Below are 19925 nucleotides of genomic sequence, written 5' to 3' on the forward strand. Positions count from 1 at the left end.
GTTGCCATTAATACTGAAAAACCGACGAACTAAATGATAAATAAATTTTTAAATGCTAAACATTGGCTATTATTCACTTTAATGTTCGGAATTCCGATTCTTATACAAATAGTCGTTATGACTTCAATGTTTGCGAATATTGACTCAAACGGAAATCCTGACCAAACAGGAATATTGAACATGATGAAGATATTTCCAATAATAATGGTCATTTACGTTGGACTATTTTTTGGCTGGTTTTGGTCTATTGGAATTGGACTACAGAAGTATATTCCGACTGACATTAATATGAAAATAAAAAAGTTTAAAATTTTCTTCTTCATTCCTCTGACTTATATTCTTTTCTTATTAATAATAATCGGAACTACATTTTACGGATTTTCGTCTGGAAATAATGCTGCTGGCGGAATTGTTGGAAAAATGTTATTTATTGTCATTCCAATGCATCTATTTTCAATGTTCTGTATGTTCTATTTATTATATTTTGTATCGAAAACAATCAAAACGACTGAATTAAAACGAACTGTTACTTTTAGTGATTTTATAGGAGAATTTTTTATGATTTGGTTCTTTCCAATCGGAATTTGGTTTATACAACCGAGAATAAATAAAATAGCATCTGAAAAAAGTACTAATGGCAACAATGTATAAAAATAATTGCTCGATTTTGGGCTTAACCAAAGGTCGTTGCAAGTATACTACGTCTGATTTTCCTGCGGAAAATCCTCGCACGTAAACCCGCAACTATTCTTATACGAGACCATTGTGCACAAGCTCAGAAAAACGCCTATGAAAGTCTATTATTTGATTTTACCTGTTTTAGGAATCTACTTTTTTTATGCTGCCTATAAAGGATACCCATCCCTTATCGGACATTATTTTAGATTTAAATCAGACAAGACAAATAAAGGTATTGATAAAGCTCATAATGCTTTTCTTGGAGCAGCGTTTTTAATCATATTCATAGTTTTAATATGTCAGTAAGAACAAAAACCATCGAACAACTTGAAAACGATATTTGGACTGAACCAACCGAATTTCCTACTGGATTGATTGAAAGATGTTTTCGTTATCGAAAAATCAGTATTGGAGAACTGACCAACAGACAATTAAGACTTCTAATATCTCAAAAAATCGGACTTGAATACCTGACCGAAATTGCTCTTGACAAACTTGAGAAGGATATTTTGATTGAGGCGGATTTTTATAAAGGCGATTTGCTAGAAGCAGTTTCCAAAATACCAGTAGAGTTTTGGACTAAAAATCTAGCTGAATCTAAAAAATTGCAGCGTTTAGTGGAATTGAACATGGAGAAAATAAAAATTGAAATGGGAGAAAAGGACTTTAAAAATATTAACGATAGAATAAAAGCCAGTGCACAACAAAGTATATAAAAAATTGCTATTTTGTGCTTAAACAAAGTTAGTTGCTCATTTGCTAGCTTCCGATTTTCCTTCGGAAAATCCTCGCACGCAAACACGCAACATTTCATATACGTAACCGTTGCCAACAATACAACTGTACCGTTAATCATTATCTGATATACTGAAATCTCTTTATTTTTTTCCGACCTTTTTTTAGCTTGTTTGCGGAATTTTTATAAAAATTTAACACAATAGCATTGTAATTTATCTTAATTTTATCAGACTAATATTCCATTATAAATATAAAATTATAGTCAATAGAGTTGTGTATATTTCACTTTTAGTTATATTTGTCAACAACAACTAGACTTCTTAATCATAACATATAAATATGACCAAGCATTCAGATTCTTTTAAAAAATTTGACGACATGCCTTACGTTACCGAACAGCTTAAAGTGAGTAAGCATCAAGTAAGAGCAAGAATCAATGTGTTAACAGGACAAGAAGGAGATATTTGGGTTTGCTATTCTTCGTCATTAAATACTTCTGGATATGGAGACACAAAAAAAGAAGCTGAAGAATCTTTTAGACATAATTTAGAAGTTTTTTGCGAGTATTTACTAAAACTTAAAGCTCCTCAACAACAAAAAGAATTACGTTCTTTAGGTTGGGAATCAAAAAAATACGCAAGAAAGCAATTTTCTAAAGCTTATGTTGATGAAAACGGAGAACTTCAAAATCTTACAAACGCCAGAGTACAATCTCTAGAAACCACAGCAGCTTAATATGGCTAGACGCCCAATAAAAACAAAGGATTGGGTGCGGTTCTTAGTAGCTCATAACTGTAAATACAAAAGAACAAAGGCTTCCCATGTTCATTATCAATGTCCTGGCTGTTTTAGACCAGTAACTCACAGAGATAAAGATAAAGACGTACCAGCAATGCATTTGCAAACCAATTTACGTACTATGGGTTTAACTTTTGATTACCTATATAACTGGCTAGAAAATAATTAATTTTTGCTTCCGACTGTCAGCAATCTGCCTTCCATCGAAAAAAAATAAAGTTTTCAGTATGTCAATGAACGTCTGAACTGATTCAAAAGTACAATTGGCAACAACGCATATACCTTATAGCTAGTTCAGTTCTTACTTACGAAAATCCTTGCGGATTTTCTCTGTCAGTTTTTATTTACTATCTTTCGGCTTGCACACGCTACAAAGGCATATGCAAACCCGTTGTAGCACATATTGACCCGTCCTGAAATAAGGCTACATAATTTTAAACATTATGTATAGAAATGACAAAGTAATTAGACGTTACAGTGAACCTTTCAAATTAAAAATTTTAGCCGAACTTACAACCGGAAAACACACAAAGAGCGAACTTTGTAAACTCTACTCTATTGCGCCTACAACAGTCAATGAGTGGATTAAAAAATATAATCGTAAAGACTTAATGAACACCAGAGTAAAAGTGGAAACAAAAGACGAAATATCTAGAATTAAAGCACTGCAAAAAGAGATTGAACAGCTTAAAAAACTACTGCTTAAAAAGGATTTGGATGCTATGGTATTAGATTCATATCTGGAAGTAGCTGCTGAAGATTTAGGTTATAAATCCATTGCTGAACTAAAAAAAAAGTTAAGTATAAAGCCTTAATCAAAGCTAAAGAAAAATCTAAGGGATTTACCTCTTTAACAACTATAACCAGTTGTTTTGGACTTAAACGTGATGCGTATTACAAATACAAATCTAGAGCTGATATGCGTTTAAAAATAGAACAACAGATTATAAACATAGTCAGTAAAAAACGTAAATCCCTTCCTAGAGAAGGTGTGCGTAAACTCATGAAATCATTAGATAACGAGTTTACTAAAGCTAGCCTTAAAGTTGGTAGAGATACCTTATTTAATGTCCTTAGAAAACACAATATGCTAACACTTAGAAAGAAAACTAGTGCCAGAACTACCAATTCTTATCATCGTTTTTATAAGTATAATAACATTATAAAAGATATGGAAGTTACAAGACCAAATCAAGTTTGGGTAAGCGATATAACTTACATTAGAACCGTAAAAGGGTTTTGTTATCTAGCGCTCATTACTGACATGTATTCTCGAAAAATTGTTGGTTATGACATAAGTGTGATAGCCTAGAACTAAAAGGATGTCTTAGAGCTCTTAATAAGGCTTTAAATAAAGCGAAGAATATTAAACAACTTATTCATCATTCTGACAGAGGCATACAATATTGTAGCAATCAATACACACAAATTCTTAAGAGAAAAAAGATTGGAATCAGCATGACTGAAGAAAATCATTGCTACGAAAATGCAATGGCTGAACGTGTAAACGGTATCTTAAAAGATGAATTCTATTTGGACCAAACCTTTACTGACGTGGCTCACGCCAAAAGAGCTACAAAAAATGCAATTAATTTATACAACGAAATAAGATTACATTTATCTTTAGACTATAAAACACCAAATATGGTATACAAATTATCAGCCTAAATTAAATTTTAACCTGTAGCCGTATTTCAGGACAAGACATTTAAGGAGCGCGATAACTAAACGAAAAGAATCAGTCACTCAATGGAGTTTTTATGGAAATCGGAATTGGAATATTTTTAAGAACAAAACATATAAGGTGAGAATATTTCTATTTCTACTAACCCTGACTTTGACTTTCGGTTGCGCAACTCGAAATATAAAATACGACCGAAATAAAATCTTAAAAAAATATTCAGCTGAATATAAAATGTTTGTGGATAGTGAAAAAATGGATTTAGAAACTGTATTTCTCGATAAAGACAATATTGAAAATATCCAAATTGACAAACGAACTCGAGTATTGAAAATCACTCAACTGAAACCGACCGAATTATTTGAGATTAAAAACTTCAAATTGGACAGCTTATTTCCTGATAGAAAGATAGAAGCTAAAAGAAAAATTGATTTAATAATTATTGACGGAATTCCAATGACTGACAGTTTGAAAGAGAAAACTAAAATTGACTTAAACGCAATAGAATCAATATCAATAGTAACACAGGAAAAAATGAACAATTCGACTTTTGAAAGAAGGTATAATGGAGATTTATTATTAATAATGACGAAATAAAAAACGAACGCACAACAATGTATAACCGCAATTACGGCGGATTCAACTACGTCCGAATCCACTCTGTAATTGCCAAGGTCAGTGCTTAACCGAGACATTTCGTATATTTAACCCGCAACTGCGGTTATACTAAACGTTGTGAGCAATTTGGCTACGTTACCAAGATTTGGTATATTTGAGTAAAATTATAGTCAAAATGGGAAAAAACACATCTATATCACTCGGAAATCATTTTGAGGATTTTATCAGAGAAGAAGTAAATTCAGGTAGATATGGTTCGGTAAGCGAAGTTATTCGTTCTGCATTACGTTTGCTGGAACGCGAAGAAAAAAAAGAAAGAGAATTAATTAAAGCTCTCGAAGTCGGAGAAAATAGTGGTTTTATTGAAAATTTTGACCCGAATCAAAACCTGACTGAATTACATCGCAAACACTTATGAGTAAAAAACAATACCGAATAAGTAAACAAGCGATTGATGATTTAAATGATATTTGGGTTTATACTTTTCAAAAATGGTCTAAAGAACAAGCAGACAGATATTACGACTTGATAATCGGAGAGATTGAATTTATAGCGGACAACTATCTGATTGGAAAATCGGCTGAACAAACCCGAAAAAACTATCGAGTAACGAAAATCAAATCGCATCTGATTTTTTACAGAAAGGTCGAAAATGAAATTGTAGAAATCGTTAGAATTTTACATCAGAGAATGGATATAAAAAAACGACTGAAATAAAAAACTGCACACAACAATGGTAATCGTTGCACAAAGCACTAAAAAACATATACTTTAGCTCAAAAGCTTCTTTTTAAGGCGCTTTTCTTTTTTAGAACATCACAATTTCTGGATTTTTAAACCCCCTTAAAAGCAATCTATTTGCTTCTCTGCATACCGTTTTTATAAAACGGATTAAAGCAAGCATTCCTGCTTCACTCTTTACACGTTTTTGAGTGAATTTTAAATACTTTTTCAGATTATAGGCCATGGCTGACAAATGCATCACCTTATTGGCCTGTGCTATGCCAATGGTATTTATTTTTCTGAGTCCCATAAACTGGGTAAGGGTTCCAAATACTGGTTCTACTGTGCTTTGTCGTTTGCCTTTCATATTCCGACCTCGTTTACTGTTTACTCGCGTATTGTTGCGTTGATATTCCGCTTTATAATAAGTAACAGAAAACTTCTTTTCTTTTGCTGATTTACCTAGGCATTGTAATGCTATTGGACAACCTTTACAAACCTTTGAGGAATTGCGATATTCTTTCTTCTTGGTCTGGGTTCTATAGTCTAAAAACACTTTTTTAAAGGGAATGATATGGCCTTCTGGACAAACATAATGGTCGTGATTTTCATGATAAATGAACCCGTCTGGTCCGCCTTTATAAGTGCCATGGGGCGGGATAAAACTCTCTAGTCCCTCTGATTCTAAAAACGCATAATTCTCGCCACTACTATAGCCCGTGTCTGCTACACAGTTTCGCCATAACATGCATTGGTTATGTAGTCTGTTTTTTAAACGTTTGGTAATATCTTGTAAATATTGATTGTCTTTTTTATCGGCATGGTAAGCCTTTATATCGGTTATCGCATGATGGGCGGTGTCAACACTAAGTTGACTCATATAGTTTAACTTCCTTGCTTTACCTGGTTTTACACTAATACGGGCATCGGGATCGGTGGGGCTATAATGCGTTTTGTTTGAGGTATACTTACTCCCTTTGTTGCCTGCTCCTGGGCGCTGGTCTTGGTCTTTTGTCCATCTCTTGTTTCTTGATCTGATGGACTGTAATTCTTGTGTATTGGCTGTGATGGTTTGAGAGGCTTGACTAGCCTTATTGAGTTTTGATTTTCTTAGTGGACTTTTTTTTTTATCCATAGCACTAATATGGCGGATGTGATGTAAATGTGTTTCTAAATCTGCTTTGGGCACTTTTAATTCTAAACTATCCATTGAGGCATTTGCCTTTACTGGAGCAGAATCAATTGCTTGGGTATGACCGCTAACCATACCTTTTTCTACACACATACTCAATATCTTTGTAAACACTTCTTCAAATACAGATCCTGGATATAACTGGCGGGTACGGCTAATGGTAGAATGCCATGGTAGTTCTTCATCGATATCATAGCCTATAAAATACAGAATATCTAAACGCATACTGCTATGCTGCAGTAATTGCCTATCGCTAATTATTTTTTCTAAATAACCCACCAAGCACAACTTGAAGAAAACTACAGGATCGATGCTTTTCTGTCCACTTGTACCGTAGTACTTCGCGGTTAACGGATATAGAAATTTTAAATCTAAAGCTGATCTTAACCTCCGATAAAAATTGCCTTTAGGTATACGCTCACTCTGTTGAAATTGAGCGAATAATTTTTCTTGGTAATCTTTCTTGCCTTGCATATATAAAAATACGAAATTTCTGTATCTTTAACAAGTTTTGTGCAATAAGCACAATGGCTATAAGTAATTGTGGCAACGAGTTAAAACGAAGTTTAATTTATAAAATTAGGCTGTTTTCTAAGCGGAATAATCCTGCGGATGATTCCACAACGAAATCATAGCCCAGACCGTTGGGTGTAATTTGAAAATCGAGTTAAATTTGGAGTTTTTACCAATTTTTGGTAAATTTGATTAAAAATAAAACAATGAAGAATACATCCATATCACTCGGAAATTATTTTGACCAGTTTGTACAAACTCAAGTTTCTGCTGGTAGATACAAAAACGTTAGCGAAGTTATCAGAGCTGGACTCAGAATGTTGGAAAATGAAGAAAGTAAAGTAATTGCATTGCGAAATGCTATACAAGAAGGATTAAACAGTCCATTAGTTGAGGATTTTGATTTTGATGAAAATCTGAAAAGACTAAAAGCAGAAAAAAGAAAGAATGGCTAAAGTTATACTGAGACAAGAAGCTATTGATGACTTAAATAGGATTTGGGATTACACTTTCGAAAAATGGTCTGAAAAACAAGCTGATAAATATTATGCAACTGTTAAAATGGCTTGTAATGGAATTGGAGATAATCCCAATATTGGAAAAGAATATTACGGAATAAACAAAAACTTACTCGGACTAAAATCTGGAAAACACATAATATTTTATCAGCAAATGTCAAATGATAGAATTGAAATAATCAGAATTCTACACGAGAGAATGGATTTAAAAAATAGAATAAGCGAATAAAAAAACTACACCCAACATGCGGATATAACAAATAAAAAAAGACAAATTCCTATACAAGAATAAGAGCTTCAACCACAATAAACAACACAAAAAAATCCTTTCTATTAATTTTTTGCTGATTTAAAATCATTTAATACAAAATAACATATTTTGAGTGTCTGGTTTATGTGAGCCACAACAGTGAGCGTATAGCGTATTAGGATTGCAGAGGAAAGCCTACAGCGAGGCACGAGCCAGGACTTGTAACGAAAAGCCCGACCGCTCTTGCCCTAAGCGTAGTCGAAGGATTGGGTAACGCCCAAATAATTAGAAAAAAAACAATAAATGTGACTTTTAAACCATTTTAGTGTCTAAAAACCAAAGCGCTAAAAAAAATTAATCTTTTTTGTAACAAAATATAACATTTATACGTATAACTATTGAACGGCCTATTATTCACATAATTAAATACAGGAGCACACTACATGAGACAACTTAAAATTACGAAGCAGGTTACAAATAGAGAAACTGCATCGTTAGATAAATACCTGCAAGAAATTGGAAAGGTTGACTTAATTACCGCAGACGAAGAAGTAGAATTAGCACAACGTATTAAAGCTGGCGATCAAATAGCTTTAGAGAAGTTAACGAAAGCTAATTTACGTTTCGTGGTATCGGTAGCTAAGCAATATCAAAACCAAGGACTTACTTTACCAGATTTAATTAATGAAGGTAATTTAGGCTTAATTAAAGCGGCACAACGTTTTGATGAAACACGTGGTTTTAAATTTATATCATACGCTGTTTGGTGGATTCGTCAATCTATTTTACAAGCTTTAGCTGAACAATCGCGTATTGTACGTTTACCATTAAATAAAATTGGTTCTATTAATAAAATTAATAAAACATTTGCCTTTTTAGAGCAAAGTCATGAGCGCCCACCTTCTGCTGAAGAAATAGCAAAAGAGTTGGATATGACAATTAATGACGTAAAAGAATCTATGAAGAATTCTGGTCGTCACGTAAGTATGGATGCACCATTAGTTGAAGGTGAAGATTCTAATTTATACGATGTATTAAATTCTGGAGAATCTCCAAATCCTGATAGAGAATTATTACACGAATCGTTACGTACAGAAATTGAAAGAGCTCTTGAAACTTTAACTCCTCGTGAAGCAGATGTTATTCGTTTATACTTTGGTTTAGGAAATCAACACCCAATGACTTTAGAAGAAATTGGTGAGACTTTCGACCTAACTCGTGAACGTGTAAGACAAATAAAAGAGAAAGCTATTCGTAGATTAAAACATACATCTAGAAGTAAAATATTAAAAACATATTTAGGATAGTAATTAAATTACGACTAAATTACGACAACAAACAGTTTCACATAACTGTTCGTTTTTTGATTGATGAAAGAACCCGCGGCTGATTACCGCGGGTTTGTTTTTTTATACTATTTTTGCGCAAATAAAATAACTTATCTTAATGAGCACAAAATTAATTGCACCATCAGTTTTAGCAGCAGACTTTGCAAACCTACAACGCGACATAGAAATGATTAACCAAAGTGAAGCAGACTGGTTTCATATTGATATTATGGATGGTGTTTTTGTACCCAATATTTCTTTTGGAATGCCTGTTTTACATGCTATTACTAAACATGCAAAAAAAACTATTGATGTACATTTAATGATTGTTGATCCAGACCGTTATATAAAAACATTCGCCGATTTAGGTAGCGATATTCTAACAGTACATTACGAAGCTTGTACCCATTTACACCGTACAATTCAGGCCATAAAAGCTGAAGGTATGAAAGCTGGTGTTGCACTAAATCCGCATACAAACATAAACGTTTTAGAAGACACTATTAACGATATAGATTTAGTATGCCTTATGAGTGTAAACCCTGGTTTTGGTGGGCAAAGCTTTATTGAAAATACCTATAATAAAGTACAACAACTTAAAGCATTAATAAACCGCAAAGGCGCATCAACACTTATTGAAATTGATGGTGGAGTTACTAACAAAAATGCAAGTGCGTTAACAGAATCTGGCGCTGATGTTTTAGTTGCTGGTAGCTATGTATTTAAAAGCAATAATCAACTTGAAACGATTAAAGATTTAAAAGCTATAGTAAACCCCTAAAACTGCTTTAATAAATAGTTTATTAAATCGGTTGTTGTAACAATACCCATTAAAGTTGAGTCATCTACTACTGGAAGCGCATGAAATTCGTTTTTGGCTAAAATTTCTGCAACCTCTTTTATAGTAGTCTCACTTGTTACACTTATCAGGTTTTTTGTCATTACCTGTTCAATAGTAAACATATTATAAACTACCGAATCTACATCACGTTCATCATTTGTTGCATCTGCAAAACTAATACGTAGCAAGTCTGAATAACTTAACATACCTATTATAGACTCTCCACTAACTACTGGAATATGTCTAATATTATGTCTTTTAAATAACATTTCTGCTCTATCTAAGTCATCAGATCGAGTTAAAGCGATTACTTCTTTAGACATTATTTCTGAAACTGGAGTTCTTCTTTTCATGATATTAAGTTTTAAATTCCACACTAAAAGTATAAATGAAAAACTTAAAAAAGTATGATAAAAATCATGGATTTAAGATATTTTAATAGTCTTAATATCCTGCTACATTAAAATTAAGCATTTGCCTAACCTTACTATAAATTTCTGGAAATTCTAATTTGAATTCTTTAGGAGTCTCAATAAAATTCTCAATGATAACAGCAACAAATTCAAACTGATTTGTAAAAGCATATTTTCTAAAATAACCTGAATCCATTAGCCTATTTCTTAAGGTCTCGTTTATTGATAGCGACTTTGTTAATTCTTTAAAAGAATCGCTAAAAATGGTAGAACTTACATCACGTTCTTTCATACTATTTATATGAATAGCATGAGTAAATTCGTGAATTCCCAAATTCAAATTATCATTTTCATCATTAAAACCAGCCTTAAAATCTTCCCAAGACAACACTAATGCTTTTAGTTTAGGGTTAAACTCGCCTCTGTGATAAGCTTTATTTGTATTTGAATAAAATTTAGTTGGGTAGACTACAATTTTTGAAATTACACCAACATAAAAATCTCTAAACCCAAAAGTTAACATAACCGCAGTTGCTGATATTAAAACTTTCATCTCATCAGTAATTCTATTACCTTCTCTACCAATAAAATCTTTGTCTTTAATAAATAATGATACGCGATGCTCGAAATACTTTTTCTCTTTATCTGTTAGATTTTTATAAAAGGTAAAATGATTTTTTAAAATTGATTTTTGCGTCGTGTTTAATTGTCTTAAATAGACATAAAAATGATTGTACAATGGTTTTTTATGTTTTAAAACATAAGCCATTTCAGTCATTTTAAAAGCATAATATAAAAATAAATATGCCAATACCGTAAACAGAATACCTAGTATTACTTTACTCCCAAATGTATAAGACTCGCTAATTAAAAAGTAAAGCATATCAAGAAAACGGTTTTAAAAAGCAAAAATTGCTGAATTGTATATTTCTATTACAATCAAATAATTATTTGCAATTTACAATTAAAAACTCAAGTACTATTTAATTAAATCTCTCAGTCGTTTTGCCGCTTGTTCTGCTGTTATATCGCGTTGTGGCGTACCAAACATTTCGTAACCTACCATGAATTTTTTTACAGTGGCACTTCTTAATAGTGGTGGGTAAAAGCTCATGTGCCAATGCCAATGATTATTCTCTCTACCATTTGTTGGCGCTTGATGGATGCCGCTGGAATATGGGAATGAACATTTAAATAAAGCGTCGTAAGCTTTGGTTAAAACCGAAATAACTTCGGCGTAAGCGAAACTTTCTTTTTCTGATATCTGAGTAATATCCACATATTGTTTTTTAGGTGCAATCATAGCTTCAAAAGGCCATATAGCCCAAAAAGGTGTTAGCACTACAAAATCTTCGTTTTCAAAAATGATTCTTTCTTTGGCTTCTAATTCTTGTTTTAAATAATCCCCTAAAAGGCTACTTTTATTTTTGAAGTAATATGCTTTTTGTTGATTGTCTTTCTTTTCCACCTCATTTGGAAGCGTAGATTGACTCCAAATCTGGCCATGTGGATGCGGATTACTACAACCCATTACCGCTCCTTTATTTTCAAATATTTGAACGTTATTTATCGCTGGATTTTCGCCAAGTAGTTTATACTCCTTTTGCCAAACTTTTACAACTTCATTTATAGCTTCAACTTCCATCTCTGCTAAACTCTTTGAGTGGTCTGGACTAAAACAGATAACTTTACATATACCCGTTTCACTTTCGGCTTTTAATAATCCGTCATTTACAGAAAATGTTGACGAATCACTTTGAAGTGCCGCAAAATCGTTTGTAAACACAAAAACATTTTTATAATCGGGATTAACTTCTCCGTTAATTCTGGTGTTTGTAGCGCATAAATAACAGTTTGGGTCGTGTGCTGGCCTCAGGTCGTTTGAGACCACTTCGTTTTGTCCTTGCCACGGGCGTTTAGCACGATGTGGAGACACCAAAACCCATTCTCCTGTTAATATATTGAATCTTTTATGTGAAAAATCTTGTAAATCTGTATTCATTTTTTATTAAAATAATTTTACTTTACTATATGGGTACCGTTTGATAATTTTACAAAATATACAGAGCAGTCCTTATCAAATTTTTTTTTATAAGCTTGAGAAGCTACATCTGCAAACGCTTTTGCTTCGGTTTTCGCAACTAAATTAATGGTGCATCCTCCAAAACCGCCACCCATCATTCTTGCTCCTAAAACATGTTTGTTTTTCTTTGCTTGCTCAACAAGAAAATCTAATTCATCGCAACTCACTTTATATTTATTAGATAAGCCTTCATGCGATTGATAGATTAGAGTGCCTAAAGTATCAAGGTCTGCATCTTCTATAGCTTTAGCGGCCTTTAACGTTCTTTTATTTTCTTGAATAGCGTATAATGCTTTCTGATAATTTTCTGGTGCCACTTTATCTTTTACTTTTTCTAAATCTGCTTCGGTAGCATCTCTGAGGGCTTTTATTCCAAGTAAATCAGAAATACTTTCGCAAACAGCTCGCCTATCGTTATACGCACTATCAGACAAACTATGCTTCACATTCGTGTTTATTAGCATAAGTTGATGATCCTTGAAATTAATTTCGAATGGTTTAGATTCAACCGTTCTGCAATCTAAATGCAACGCATTGTTTTCTACCCCAAACATGCTCGCGTATTGATCCATAATTCCACATTTAACACCCACGTAATTGTGCTCTGCTTTTTGTGAAATTAAAATCATATCGTGCTTTGTTAACCCTAAATCAAATAGTTCGTTTAGCCCAAAAACCACACTATTTTCTAAAGCTGCTGAAGAAGACATGCCGGCTCCTCCAGGAATATCCCCCTTGAAAACGATATTAAAATTACCTACTACTATATTCTTTTTTTGAATTTCGGCAACCACGCCAAGCACATAATTTTCCCAACTACCCTCGGGTGATGGTTTTAATTTGTCCAATTCAAATTCAATAGTACTATCTAAATCTAAAGCTATTGCCGTACAATGCCCAGAATTACTTTTTTGAATAGCTGCGGCTATTCCTTTATCTACAGCCGCAGGAAAAACAAAGCCTTCATTATAATCGGTATGTTCTCCAATTAAGTTAATTCTTCCTGGAGAAAAAACCAACAAAGGAGCTTCATTAAATGTTTCAATAAACTTTATTTTTACTTCATTAATTAGTTTAGTACTCATTTTTTAATTATTAAAAGTTTTTATATCATTTTTAAACGCCATTCTATCTTATACGACGCATTAGGCTCTAATACTTTCAATCCGATTTGATTATTAAAACTATTAGATACGCCAGTTGTTGGCTCAATGGCTATGATGTTTTCTTTGGGGGGCGTGTAAACTTGCAAAAAGTTATTCTCTTCAGAAGATTTTAAAAGAAACTGATATTCTGGTGTGTTAAATTTAATAGTACCTCTACTTAACGCCCAACAGTCATCTAGTTTTTTATCTTCAATATTAAAGATTTTAACATCTGTTATAGATTCGGTACCAGTAGTTATGTTTCTTTCTCCTAGGATTAACTTTTCTCGACTTGAAAACTCCAAACTACTCTCGTATAAATTAGCACTTAAAAAATAAGGATGCCACCCTAAAGTAAAAGGAAATGATTCTGCACTTGTATTTTTAACTAAAACTATTAAGTCTAAAGAATCTCTAGTAAAAACATATTCTAATTGAATACTATAAGTAAATGGAAACCCTTTAGCGAGTTTATTTTCTTTGTACTCCAGCTTTATTGAAATAGAATCATTATTTTCCTTATGATTGATAATTTTAAAGGCTTTATCGTAAACCAAACCATGCAAGGCATTATTTTCGGATTCGTTATTAGTATGCAGTTGATAATGGGTTTTGTTGAAAACATAAGCACCATCTTTAATTCTGTTTGCAAACGGAAATAAAATAGCAGATGCATAGGTATTGCTATAAACCAAAGGCTCTAAACTCACTATAATGGGCTTATTACTAAGTGTTAACTCTTGTAAACTTGCACCTTCATTCAAATAAATTTTAGCATAAAACGACGTGTCAGAGCTTTTCAATTCTAATACGTTTTCTTCTTTATAATGTTTAATACTGTACAATGTGTTTCCTTTTTAATTTTTACAATGAATTTCTTATAATTAGATTATTGGGATTTACAATTTTACCTACCTCTTTATTAAGTATCATACTTGCTAATTGTTTCCCCATGGCATTAAAATCTGTCGATATAGTAGTAATCCCACCAGCAACTATTTCTTTAAGCAAAGTATCGTTATACGATATTACACCTACATCTTTAGCCAATGTTAAATTATTGTTTTTAAATGATTTTATAATCCGAAGTAAATTTTTATCGTCTGGAATAATGTAAAGATCTCCCGTTTTAGGCTCATAATTTTTAAGTGAATTTAAAACAGAATAATTAAGAGTATATGTTTCACAAAATTGTTTAAACCCTTTTAGCATACCCTGAGGTTGCTTCTCTTCTGGAAAAAGTAATATGAGTTGTTTGTATTTTTTTATAAGATGAAATGCTTGTTCAAGACCATTAAAAATATCTTGTTCAAAATTTTGGTAAATGGCTGAGTATGATTTTAAATCATCATGCATTTGATCTAAAATAAAAACCTTATCCTGTGGCAAACTTTGAATAATTGAGTTTGTATCATTTAAATTAGCAGGCATAATTACATAATAATTATAGTCCCCTGTATTATCATGAATTAGTTTGCTAAAAATGGTGGTATTAAAATGGTGAAAAAAAATATCTACTTGAATATTTTCACCTAAGTGTTCTAAAAACGAGTTATATAAATCTTCTTTAAAGGAGTTTAATTCATCAAAAAGTAAAAATATTTTTTGGTTCACATTTATATCTTCACTTGAAACATAATAGCCTTTACCTACAACAGACTTTATAATACCTCTGTTTTTCAACTCATTAAAAGCAGTTAACACAGTATCTCTAGAAAGTGAATGTTCGTCTTTCACATTATTAATAGATGGTAACTGATCTCCTTTTTTAAGTAATCCAGATGTAATAGCCTCTTCAATCGAATTAACAATTTGCTTATACTTTGGTATTCCTATTTTACTTTGAATTGTAATCATAATAAGTTACAAATGTATCATTTTTATTAACAAAAACTACTAGACCGTACTAGTTTGATTTTATTTATTAAAAACCATATTTCTTTAAAATTAAATATCTATATTTGATACCTTATCACAAACTAAACCAACAATTTTATTATGACAGCAGGATTTGATACGTGGGATTATGTAGTATTTATTGCATATGCTATTTTAATTTTGGGAGTAGGATTATGGGTATCTAGAGACAAAAAAGGTCATCAGAAAAACGCCGAAGATTATTTCTTAGCTAGTAAATCCCTTCCTTGGTGGGCTATTGGTGCATCATTAATTGCAGCAAATATTTCAGCAGAACAATTTATAGGAATGTCTGGTTCTGGTTTTGCTTCAGGGCTAGCAATAGCTTCTTACGAATGGATGGCTGCAATTACTCTAATTATAGTCGGTAAATATTTCTTGCCTATTTTTATTGAAAAAGGGCTTTATACAATTCCAGAATTTGTTGAAAAACGTTATTCTACCAACTTAAAAACCATTCTAGCAGTATTTTGGATTGCACTTTATGTGTTTGTAAATTTAACTACAGTTTTATACTTAGGCTCTTTAGCATTAAATACTATTTTAGGAATACCGCTAATATACGGTGTTATAGGATTAGCATTATTTGCGGCAGCTTATTCATTATATGGAGGTTTATCTGCTGTGGCATGGACAGATGTAATACAAGTTATTTTCCTAGTATTAGGAGGTTTAGTAACCACTTACTTAGCACTAAATACAGTCTCTGGAGGCGATGGGTTTATTGCCGGACTAACTACTGTTTTTGAGGAAGTACCAGAACGTTTTGAAATGATTCTTGACAAATCTAATCCTGAATATAAAAACTTACCAGGAATTGGTGTTCTTGTTGGTGGCATGTGGGTAGCTAACTTATACTATTGGGGTTTCAACCAATATATTATTCAAAGAACACTAGCTGCTAAATCTTTAAAAGAAGCACAAAAAGGAATTTTATTTGCTGCTGTATTAAAATTAATAATTCCTTTAATTGTAGTTATTCCAGGAATTGCTGCTTATGTGATGATTAATGATGCAGAAATTATGACAAGATTAGGAGATGCAGCTTCTAGAAATCTACCATCTTTAGAACAAGCAGACAAAGCTTATCCTTGGTTATTACAATTCTTACCAACTGGACTTAAAGGGTTAGCATTTGCTGCATTAGCTGCTGCAATAGTATCTTCTTTAGCATCTATGTTGAATTCGACATCTACTATCTTTACAATGGATATATACAAGCAATATGTTAATAAAACAGCTAGTGATAAAGCTACAGTAAATACTGGAAGAATCTCTGCTTTTGTTGCTTTAGTAATTGCATGTATAATAGCACCACTTTTAGGAAATTTAGGACAAGCATTTCAGTTTATACAAGAATATACAGGTGTAGTTAGCCCAGGTATATTAGCTGTATTTTTATTAGGTTTATTCTGGAAGAAAACTACTAACAAAGCAGCTATTATTGGAGCGTTAGCTTCCATTCCAATTGCTATGTATTTTAAAGTAGCGCCCAAAGGATGGTCGACATCTTCTTTCTTTGTAGATGTCCCTTTTATGGATCAAATGGGCTATACTTTACTTTTAACTATGTTAGTTATAGGAATATTTAGTTATTTACAGCATAAAGGTGCAGATGACGAAAAAGGCATACCTATTACGAAGCAATTGTTTAAAACTTCGCCTTTGTTTAATATTGGGGCTTTTGCAATCATGATAATTCTAACGGTTTTGTATGCTTTATTTTGGTAAATAATGAAGCTTATATTAAAACAAAAAGCCTTGTGAAAATTCACAAGGCTTTTTGCTTTTATTTGTGACCGCGAAGGGATTCGAACCCCCAACCCTCAGAGCCGAAATCTGATATTCTATCCAGTTGAACTACGCAGCCGTTATATTTATTATTAAGATAATTTTTGTCTTACTATATTAGAAATAGTTTTTCCATCGGCTTGTCCTGCTAGCTCTTTATTAACCAAACCCATAACCTTACCCATATCTTTCATCCCTTCAGCTCCTATCGAATCAATAGTCATTACAACAACTTTTTCAATTTCCTCTTCACTTAAGGCTTCTGGCAAAAACTGAGCTATCACATCAGCTTCAGCTAATTCTGGCGTTGCCAAATCTTCACGCCCTTGTTCTAAATAAATTGAAGCACTATCTCTACGCTGTTTTACTTGTTTTTGAAGTATTTTAAGTTCTTGTTCTTCAGTTAACTCTTCTTTTGCTCCGCTTTCTGTTTGAGCTAATAAAATAGCAGATTTAACCGCACGTAAAGCTGTTAAAGCTGTTTGATCTTTAGCTTTCATGGCGTTTTTTAAAGCCGACATTATATTTTGTTGTAAACTCATGAGGTTTTTATTTGAAATGCGAAGATAAAAAATAGATTCCTGCCTTTATAGAAATGATAAAAAATAATTAAAAGATAAACCCGAAAAGCTGAGGGACTTTTCGGGCGCATAAATAAGTAAGTTCAATGTATATAACTTTAATCTACATTATCATGCAAAAAAGAATTATTATTTCGTAATTGAATATCGTCATTATCATCTAAACCAATGCTTGTTCTAGACATATCCGTCTCAGAGGAATGTTTTGCTTCCTCTAAATTTACACCTTGACGTTTGTAAGCTGGTACTTTTTCAATATCATCAATCTTTGCGTTATTGAATTTATAATTAAATTCTTTCATTTTACGTCTGCGCTCATCTGCACGTTCTTTCAATAATTCAGAAATTGGACTATCCATAGGGTCTACTTCTTCAATCGCAGCTTCCTCGTTAGTTTCTTGATGCAAAACTTTCTTTTCGAAAACAATTTCTTCATCAATTTCTTCTATAACTTCGTTAGATTCTGATACTTTTTTATTCATTGCAGATTCTACTTCAATATAATCATCTAGAGCATAGCGTATATCGCCTTTTTCATTCGTTTCATTTACCGTTATAAGCTCAACATAATCTTTAACAGGAATATCCTTTGTTTCTGCATTTAATTCATAAGAAATAGTATCTTCTTTATTCGTATCTTCCTCATAATCTGAAGACAGTGGTAAATCGAAAGTTAATGTGATTTGCTGTTCTTCTTCAATATAATCTGAAATGACCTCAACATCTGTCATATCTTCAATATCATCAGACATTCTTGTAACTGGTTTAATTATAAAATCTTCTTCTTCAGTATTATTTGCTTTAACTTCATTATAAATGACATCAATATTTTTAATGATTTCTGATGTTGATATTAAATTGATGTCTTTTGAAAACACATCAACAGTATCTTCTTTTACAACTTCTTTTTTAGGTTGCTTAACAGGCTCTTCTTCTAAATCTAAAGTATGCCTAACAATTGGCGTTTCTTTTTTTACTTCTAATTCTACTACAGGCTCAATAATAACAGGTTCTTTTGCTTTTAAGCTTATGTCTTCCTCTTCACTTAACGAATGCACCACTTTTTTGGTTTCGGTATTAGAAATTTCGTCTTGCTGTTCTATATTAAATCCTGTCGCAATAATGGTAACCGCAATAGATTCTTCTAGCGCTTCATCTTCACCAACACCCATGATAATATTAGCGCCATGACCTGCTTCTGTTTGAATATGATCATTAATTTCTCCTATTTCATCAATTGTTATTTCATGCGAGCCAGAAACAATTAACAATAACACATTTTTAGCACCAGTAATTTTATTGTCGTTTAACAAAGGTGAATCTAAAGCTTTACGTATGGCATCTTGAGCACGATTTTGACCTGAAGCTAAAGCAGAACCCATAATTGCCGTTCCACTATTACTTAATACTGTTTTAGCATCTCGTAAATCGATATTTTGTGTGTAGTGATGAGTAATAACTTCGGCTATACCACGAGCAGCGGTAGAAAGCACCTCGTCAGCTTTAGAAAAACCAGCTTTAAAACCAAGGTTTCCATAAACCTCTCGAAGTTTGTTATTATTGATTACAATTAAAGAATCTACAACATCTCTTAATTTTTCGATACCCTTTTGAGATTGTTCTATACGCATTTTTCCCTCGAAAGCGAAAGGCATTGTTACAATACCAACTGTTAAAATATCTAAATCTTTAGCCATTTTAGCAATTATTGGAGCAGCACCAGTTCCTGTCCCACCCCCCATTCCAGCAGTTATAAAAACCATTTTTGTATTGGTATCGAGCATTGTTGAAATATCATCGAAACTCTCAACAGCAGACTGCTCACCTATATCTGGATTAGCTCCTGCACCTAATCCTTCGGTTAAATTAACACCTAATTGGATTTTATTTGGAACGCCACTATTTTGAAGTGCTTGTGCATCTGTATTACAGATGTAAAAATCGACTCCTTTTATGCCTTGTTGGAACATGTGGTTAATGGCATTACTGCCACCACCGCCAACACCAATAACTTTAATGACATTTGACTGATTCTTTGGTAAATCAAATGCAATGCTTTCGAATTCTGTTTTGCTGCTCATAAATTCTGTTTTACTGGGGTTTTATACTTTTATATT

The 19925-nt window shown here is 32.5% G+C and carries 24 protein-coding genes and 1 tRNA gene; 15 read left to right on the forward strand and 10 right to left on the reverse strand.

The window, feature by feature from the left end; translation table 11 throughout:
- Positions 1 to 33 precede the first annotated feature (33 nt).
- The 10 genes from RG22_RS05085 to RG22_RS05130 all read left to right on the forward strand — a co-directional run bounded on the left by RG22_RS05085 (position 34) and on the right by RG22_RS05130 (position 5230).
- Positions 34 to 651, forward strand: coding sequence for a hypothetical protein (locus RG22_RS05085; protein WP_034041354.1), 618 nt, complete (start codon positions 34 to 36; stop codon positions 649 to 651).
- Between the two features lie 323 nt (positions 652 to 974).
- On the forward strand, positions 975 to 1394 hold the full coding sequence (locus RG22_RS05090; RefSeq protein ID WP_034041364.1) for a contact-dependent growth inhibition system immunity protein: 420 nt from the start codon (positions 975 to 977) through the stop codon (positions 1392 to 1394).
- Positions 1395 to 1755: 361 nt separating this feature from the next.
- Positions 1756 to 2151, forward strand: a complete 396-nt coding sequence (locus RG22_RS05095; RefSeq protein WP_034041366.1) for a hypothetical protein — start codon at positions 1756 to 1758, stop codon at positions 2149 to 2151.
- A gap of 1 nt (position 2152) precedes the next feature.
- Positions 2153 to 2383: a type II toxin-antitoxin system HicA family toxin gene (locus RG22_RS05100; protein ID WP_034041368.1), complete on the forward strand. Its 231-nt coding sequence runs from the start codon at positions 2153 to 2155 to the stop codon at positions 2381 to 2383.
- 274 nt (positions 2384 to 2657) lie between these two features.
- Entirely contained in the window at positions 2658 to 3029 is a 372-nt protein-coding gene (locus tag RG22_RS05105; RefSeq protein ID WP_034041369.1) for a transposase, read from the forward strand.
- A 104-nt stretch (positions 3030 to 3133) separates the two neighbouring features.
- The gene (locus RG22_RS17840) at positions 3134 to 3526 is read left to right on the forward strand and encodes a DDE-type integrase/transposase/recombinase (RefSeq protein ID WP_156113348.1); all 393 of its coding nucleotides are present in this window, start codon (positions 3134 to 3136) and stop codon (positions 3524 to 3526) included.
- A 140-nt stretch (positions 3527 to 3666) separates the two neighbouring features.
- Positions 3667 to 3882, forward strand: coding sequence for an integrase core domain-containing protein (locus tag RG22_RS17845; protein ID WP_262507886.1), 216 nt, complete (start codon positions 3667 to 3669; stop codon positions 3880 to 3882).
- A gap of 268 nt (positions 3883 to 4150) precedes the next feature.
- Complete coding sequence (locus RG22_RS05120; protein WP_156113350.1) at positions 4151 to 4492, forward strand: hypothetical protein; 342 nt, start codon at positions 4151 to 4153, stop codon at positions 4490 to 4492.
- 196 nt (positions 4493 to 4688) lie between these two features.
- Complete coding sequence (locus RG22_RS05125) at positions 4689 to 4931, forward strand: type II toxin-antitoxin system ParD family antitoxin (protein ID WP_034041373.1); 243 nt, start codon at positions 4689 to 4691, stop codon at positions 4929 to 4931.
- Complete coding sequence (locus RG22_RS05130) at positions 4928 to 5230, forward strand: type II toxin-antitoxin system RelE/ParE family toxin (RefSeq protein WP_034041374.1); 303 nt, start codon at positions 4928 to 4930, stop codon at positions 5228 to 5230. The genes RG22_RS05125 and RG22_RS05130 overlap by 4 nt, the downstream gene beginning before the upstream one ends.
- A gap of 91 nt (positions 5231 to 5321) precedes the next feature.
- Here RG22_RS05130 and RG22_RS05135 read toward each other — a convergent pair whose 3' ends face one another.
- Entirely contained in the window at positions 5322 to 6902 is a 1581-nt protein-coding gene (locus RG22_RS05135; RefSeq protein ID WP_052143641.1) for an IS1182 family transposase, read from the reverse strand.
- Between the two features lie 245 nt (positions 6903 to 7147).
- On the opposite strand from RG22_RS05135, the gene RG22_RS05140 reads away from it, so the two are divergent.
- From RG22_RS05140 to rpe, 4 genes are all read left to right on the forward strand, one after another.
- Positions 7148 to 7396 carry a type II toxin-antitoxin system ParD family antitoxin gene (locus RG22_RS05140; protein ID WP_034041375.1) on the forward strand — a complete coding sequence of 83 codons (249 nt, stop codon included), beginning with the start codon at positions 7148 to 7150 and terminating at the stop codon, positions 7394 to 7396.
- Complete coding sequence (locus RG22_RS05145; protein ID WP_034041377.1) at positions 7389 to 7688, forward strand: type II toxin-antitoxin system RelE/ParE family toxin; 300 nt, start codon at positions 7389 to 7391, stop codon at positions 7686 to 7688. The genes RG22_RS05140 and RG22_RS05145 overlap by 8 nt, the downstream gene beginning before the upstream one ends.
- Before the next feature lie 464 nt (positions 7689 to 8152).
- Positions 8153 to 9016, forward strand: a complete 864-nt coding sequence (locus tag RG22_RS05150) for a sigma-70 family RNA polymerase sigma factor (protein WP_034041378.1) — start codon at positions 8153 to 8155, stop codon at positions 9014 to 9016.
- A gap of 139 nt (positions 9017 to 9155) precedes the next feature.
- Entirely contained in the window at positions 9156 to 9818 is a 663-nt protein-coding gene (rpe, locus tag RG22_RS05155) for a ribulose-phosphate 3-epimerase (protein WP_034041380.1), read from the forward strand.
- On the opposite strand, the gene RG22_RS05160 is transcribed toward rpe, so the two are convergent.
- The 6 genes from RG22_RS05160 to RG22_RS05185 form a co-directional block, all read right to left on the reverse strand.
- On the reverse strand, positions 9815 to 10231 hold the full coding sequence (locus RG22_RS05160; RefSeq protein ID WP_034041382.1) for a CBS domain-containing protein: 417 nt from the start codon (positions 10229 to 10231) through the stop codon (positions 9815 to 9817). The genes rpe and RG22_RS05160 overlap by 4 nt on opposite strands.
- 91 nt (positions 10232 to 10322) lie before the next feature.
- Positions 10323 to 11174, reverse strand: coding sequence for a zinc-dependent peptidase (locus tag RG22_RS05165; RefSeq protein ID WP_034041384.1), 852 nt, complete (start codon positions 11172 to 11174; stop codon positions 10323 to 10325).
- A 96-nt stretch (positions 11175 to 11270) separates the two neighbouring features.
- On the reverse strand, positions 11271 to 12293 hold the full coding sequence (locus tag RG22_RS05170) for a UDP-glucose--hexose-1-phosphate uridylyltransferase (protein WP_034041386.1): 1023 nt from the start codon (positions 12291 to 12293) through the stop codon (positions 11271 to 11273).
- A gap of 17 nt (positions 12294 to 12310) precedes the next feature.
- The gene (gene galK / locus RG22_RS05175; protein ID WP_034041387.1) at positions 12311 to 13459 is read right to left on the reverse strand and encodes a galactokinase; all 1149 of its coding nucleotides are present in this window, start codon (positions 13457 to 13459) and stop codon (positions 12311 to 12313) included.
- A gap of 20 nt (positions 13460 to 13479) precedes the next feature.
- Complete coding sequence (locus RG22_RS05180) at positions 13480 to 14364, reverse strand: aldose 1-epimerase (protein ID WP_034041388.1); 885 nt, start codon at positions 14362 to 14364, stop codon at positions 13480 to 13482.
- Between the two features lie 19 nt (positions 14365 to 14383).
- Entirely contained in the window at positions 14384 to 15376 is a 993-nt protein-coding gene (locus tag RG22_RS05185) for a GntR family transcriptional regulator (protein ID WP_034041389.1), read from the reverse strand.
- Positions 15377 to 15517: 141 nt separating this feature from the next.
- Here RG22_RS05185 and RG22_RS05190 point away from each other — a divergent pair, with 141 nt between their 5' ends.
- Complete coding sequence (locus tag RG22_RS05190) at positions 15518 to 17167, forward strand: sodium/sugar symporter (protein WP_034041391.1); 1650 nt, start codon at positions 15518 to 15520, stop codon at positions 17165 to 17167.
- A 65-nt stretch (positions 17168 to 17232) separates the two neighbouring features.
- On the opposite strand, the gene RG22_RS05195 is transcribed toward RG22_RS05190, so the two are convergent.
- The 3 genes from RG22_RS05195 to ftsZ all read right to left on the reverse strand — a co-directional run bounded on the left by RG22_RS05195 (position 17233) and on the right by ftsZ (position 19889).
- Positions 17233 to 17306: transfer RNA gene (locus RG22_RS05195), tRNA-Arg, on the reverse strand.
- 13 nt (positions 17307 to 17319) lie between these two features.
- Positions 17320 to 17769: a GatB/YqeY domain-containing protein gene (locus tag RG22_RS05200; RefSeq protein ID WP_034041393.1), complete on the reverse strand. Its 450-nt coding sequence runs from the start codon at positions 17767 to 17769 to the stop codon at positions 17320 to 17322.
- 137 nt (positions 17770 to 17906) lie between these two features.
- The gene (gene ftsZ, locus RG22_RS05205; RefSeq protein ID WP_034041395.1) at positions 17907 to 19889 is read right to left on the reverse strand and encodes a cell division protein FtsZ; all 1983 of its coding nucleotides are present in this window, start codon (positions 19887 to 19889) and stop codon (positions 17907 to 17909) included.
- Positions 19890 to 19925 lie beyond the last annotated feature (36 nt).

Origin of the sequence: Wocania ichthyoenteri Th78 (assembly GCF_000789235.1) — a bacterium.
Lineage (GTDB): Bacteria > Bacteroidota > Bacteroidia > Flavobacteriales > Flavobacteriaceae > Wocania_A > Wocania_A ichthyoenteri.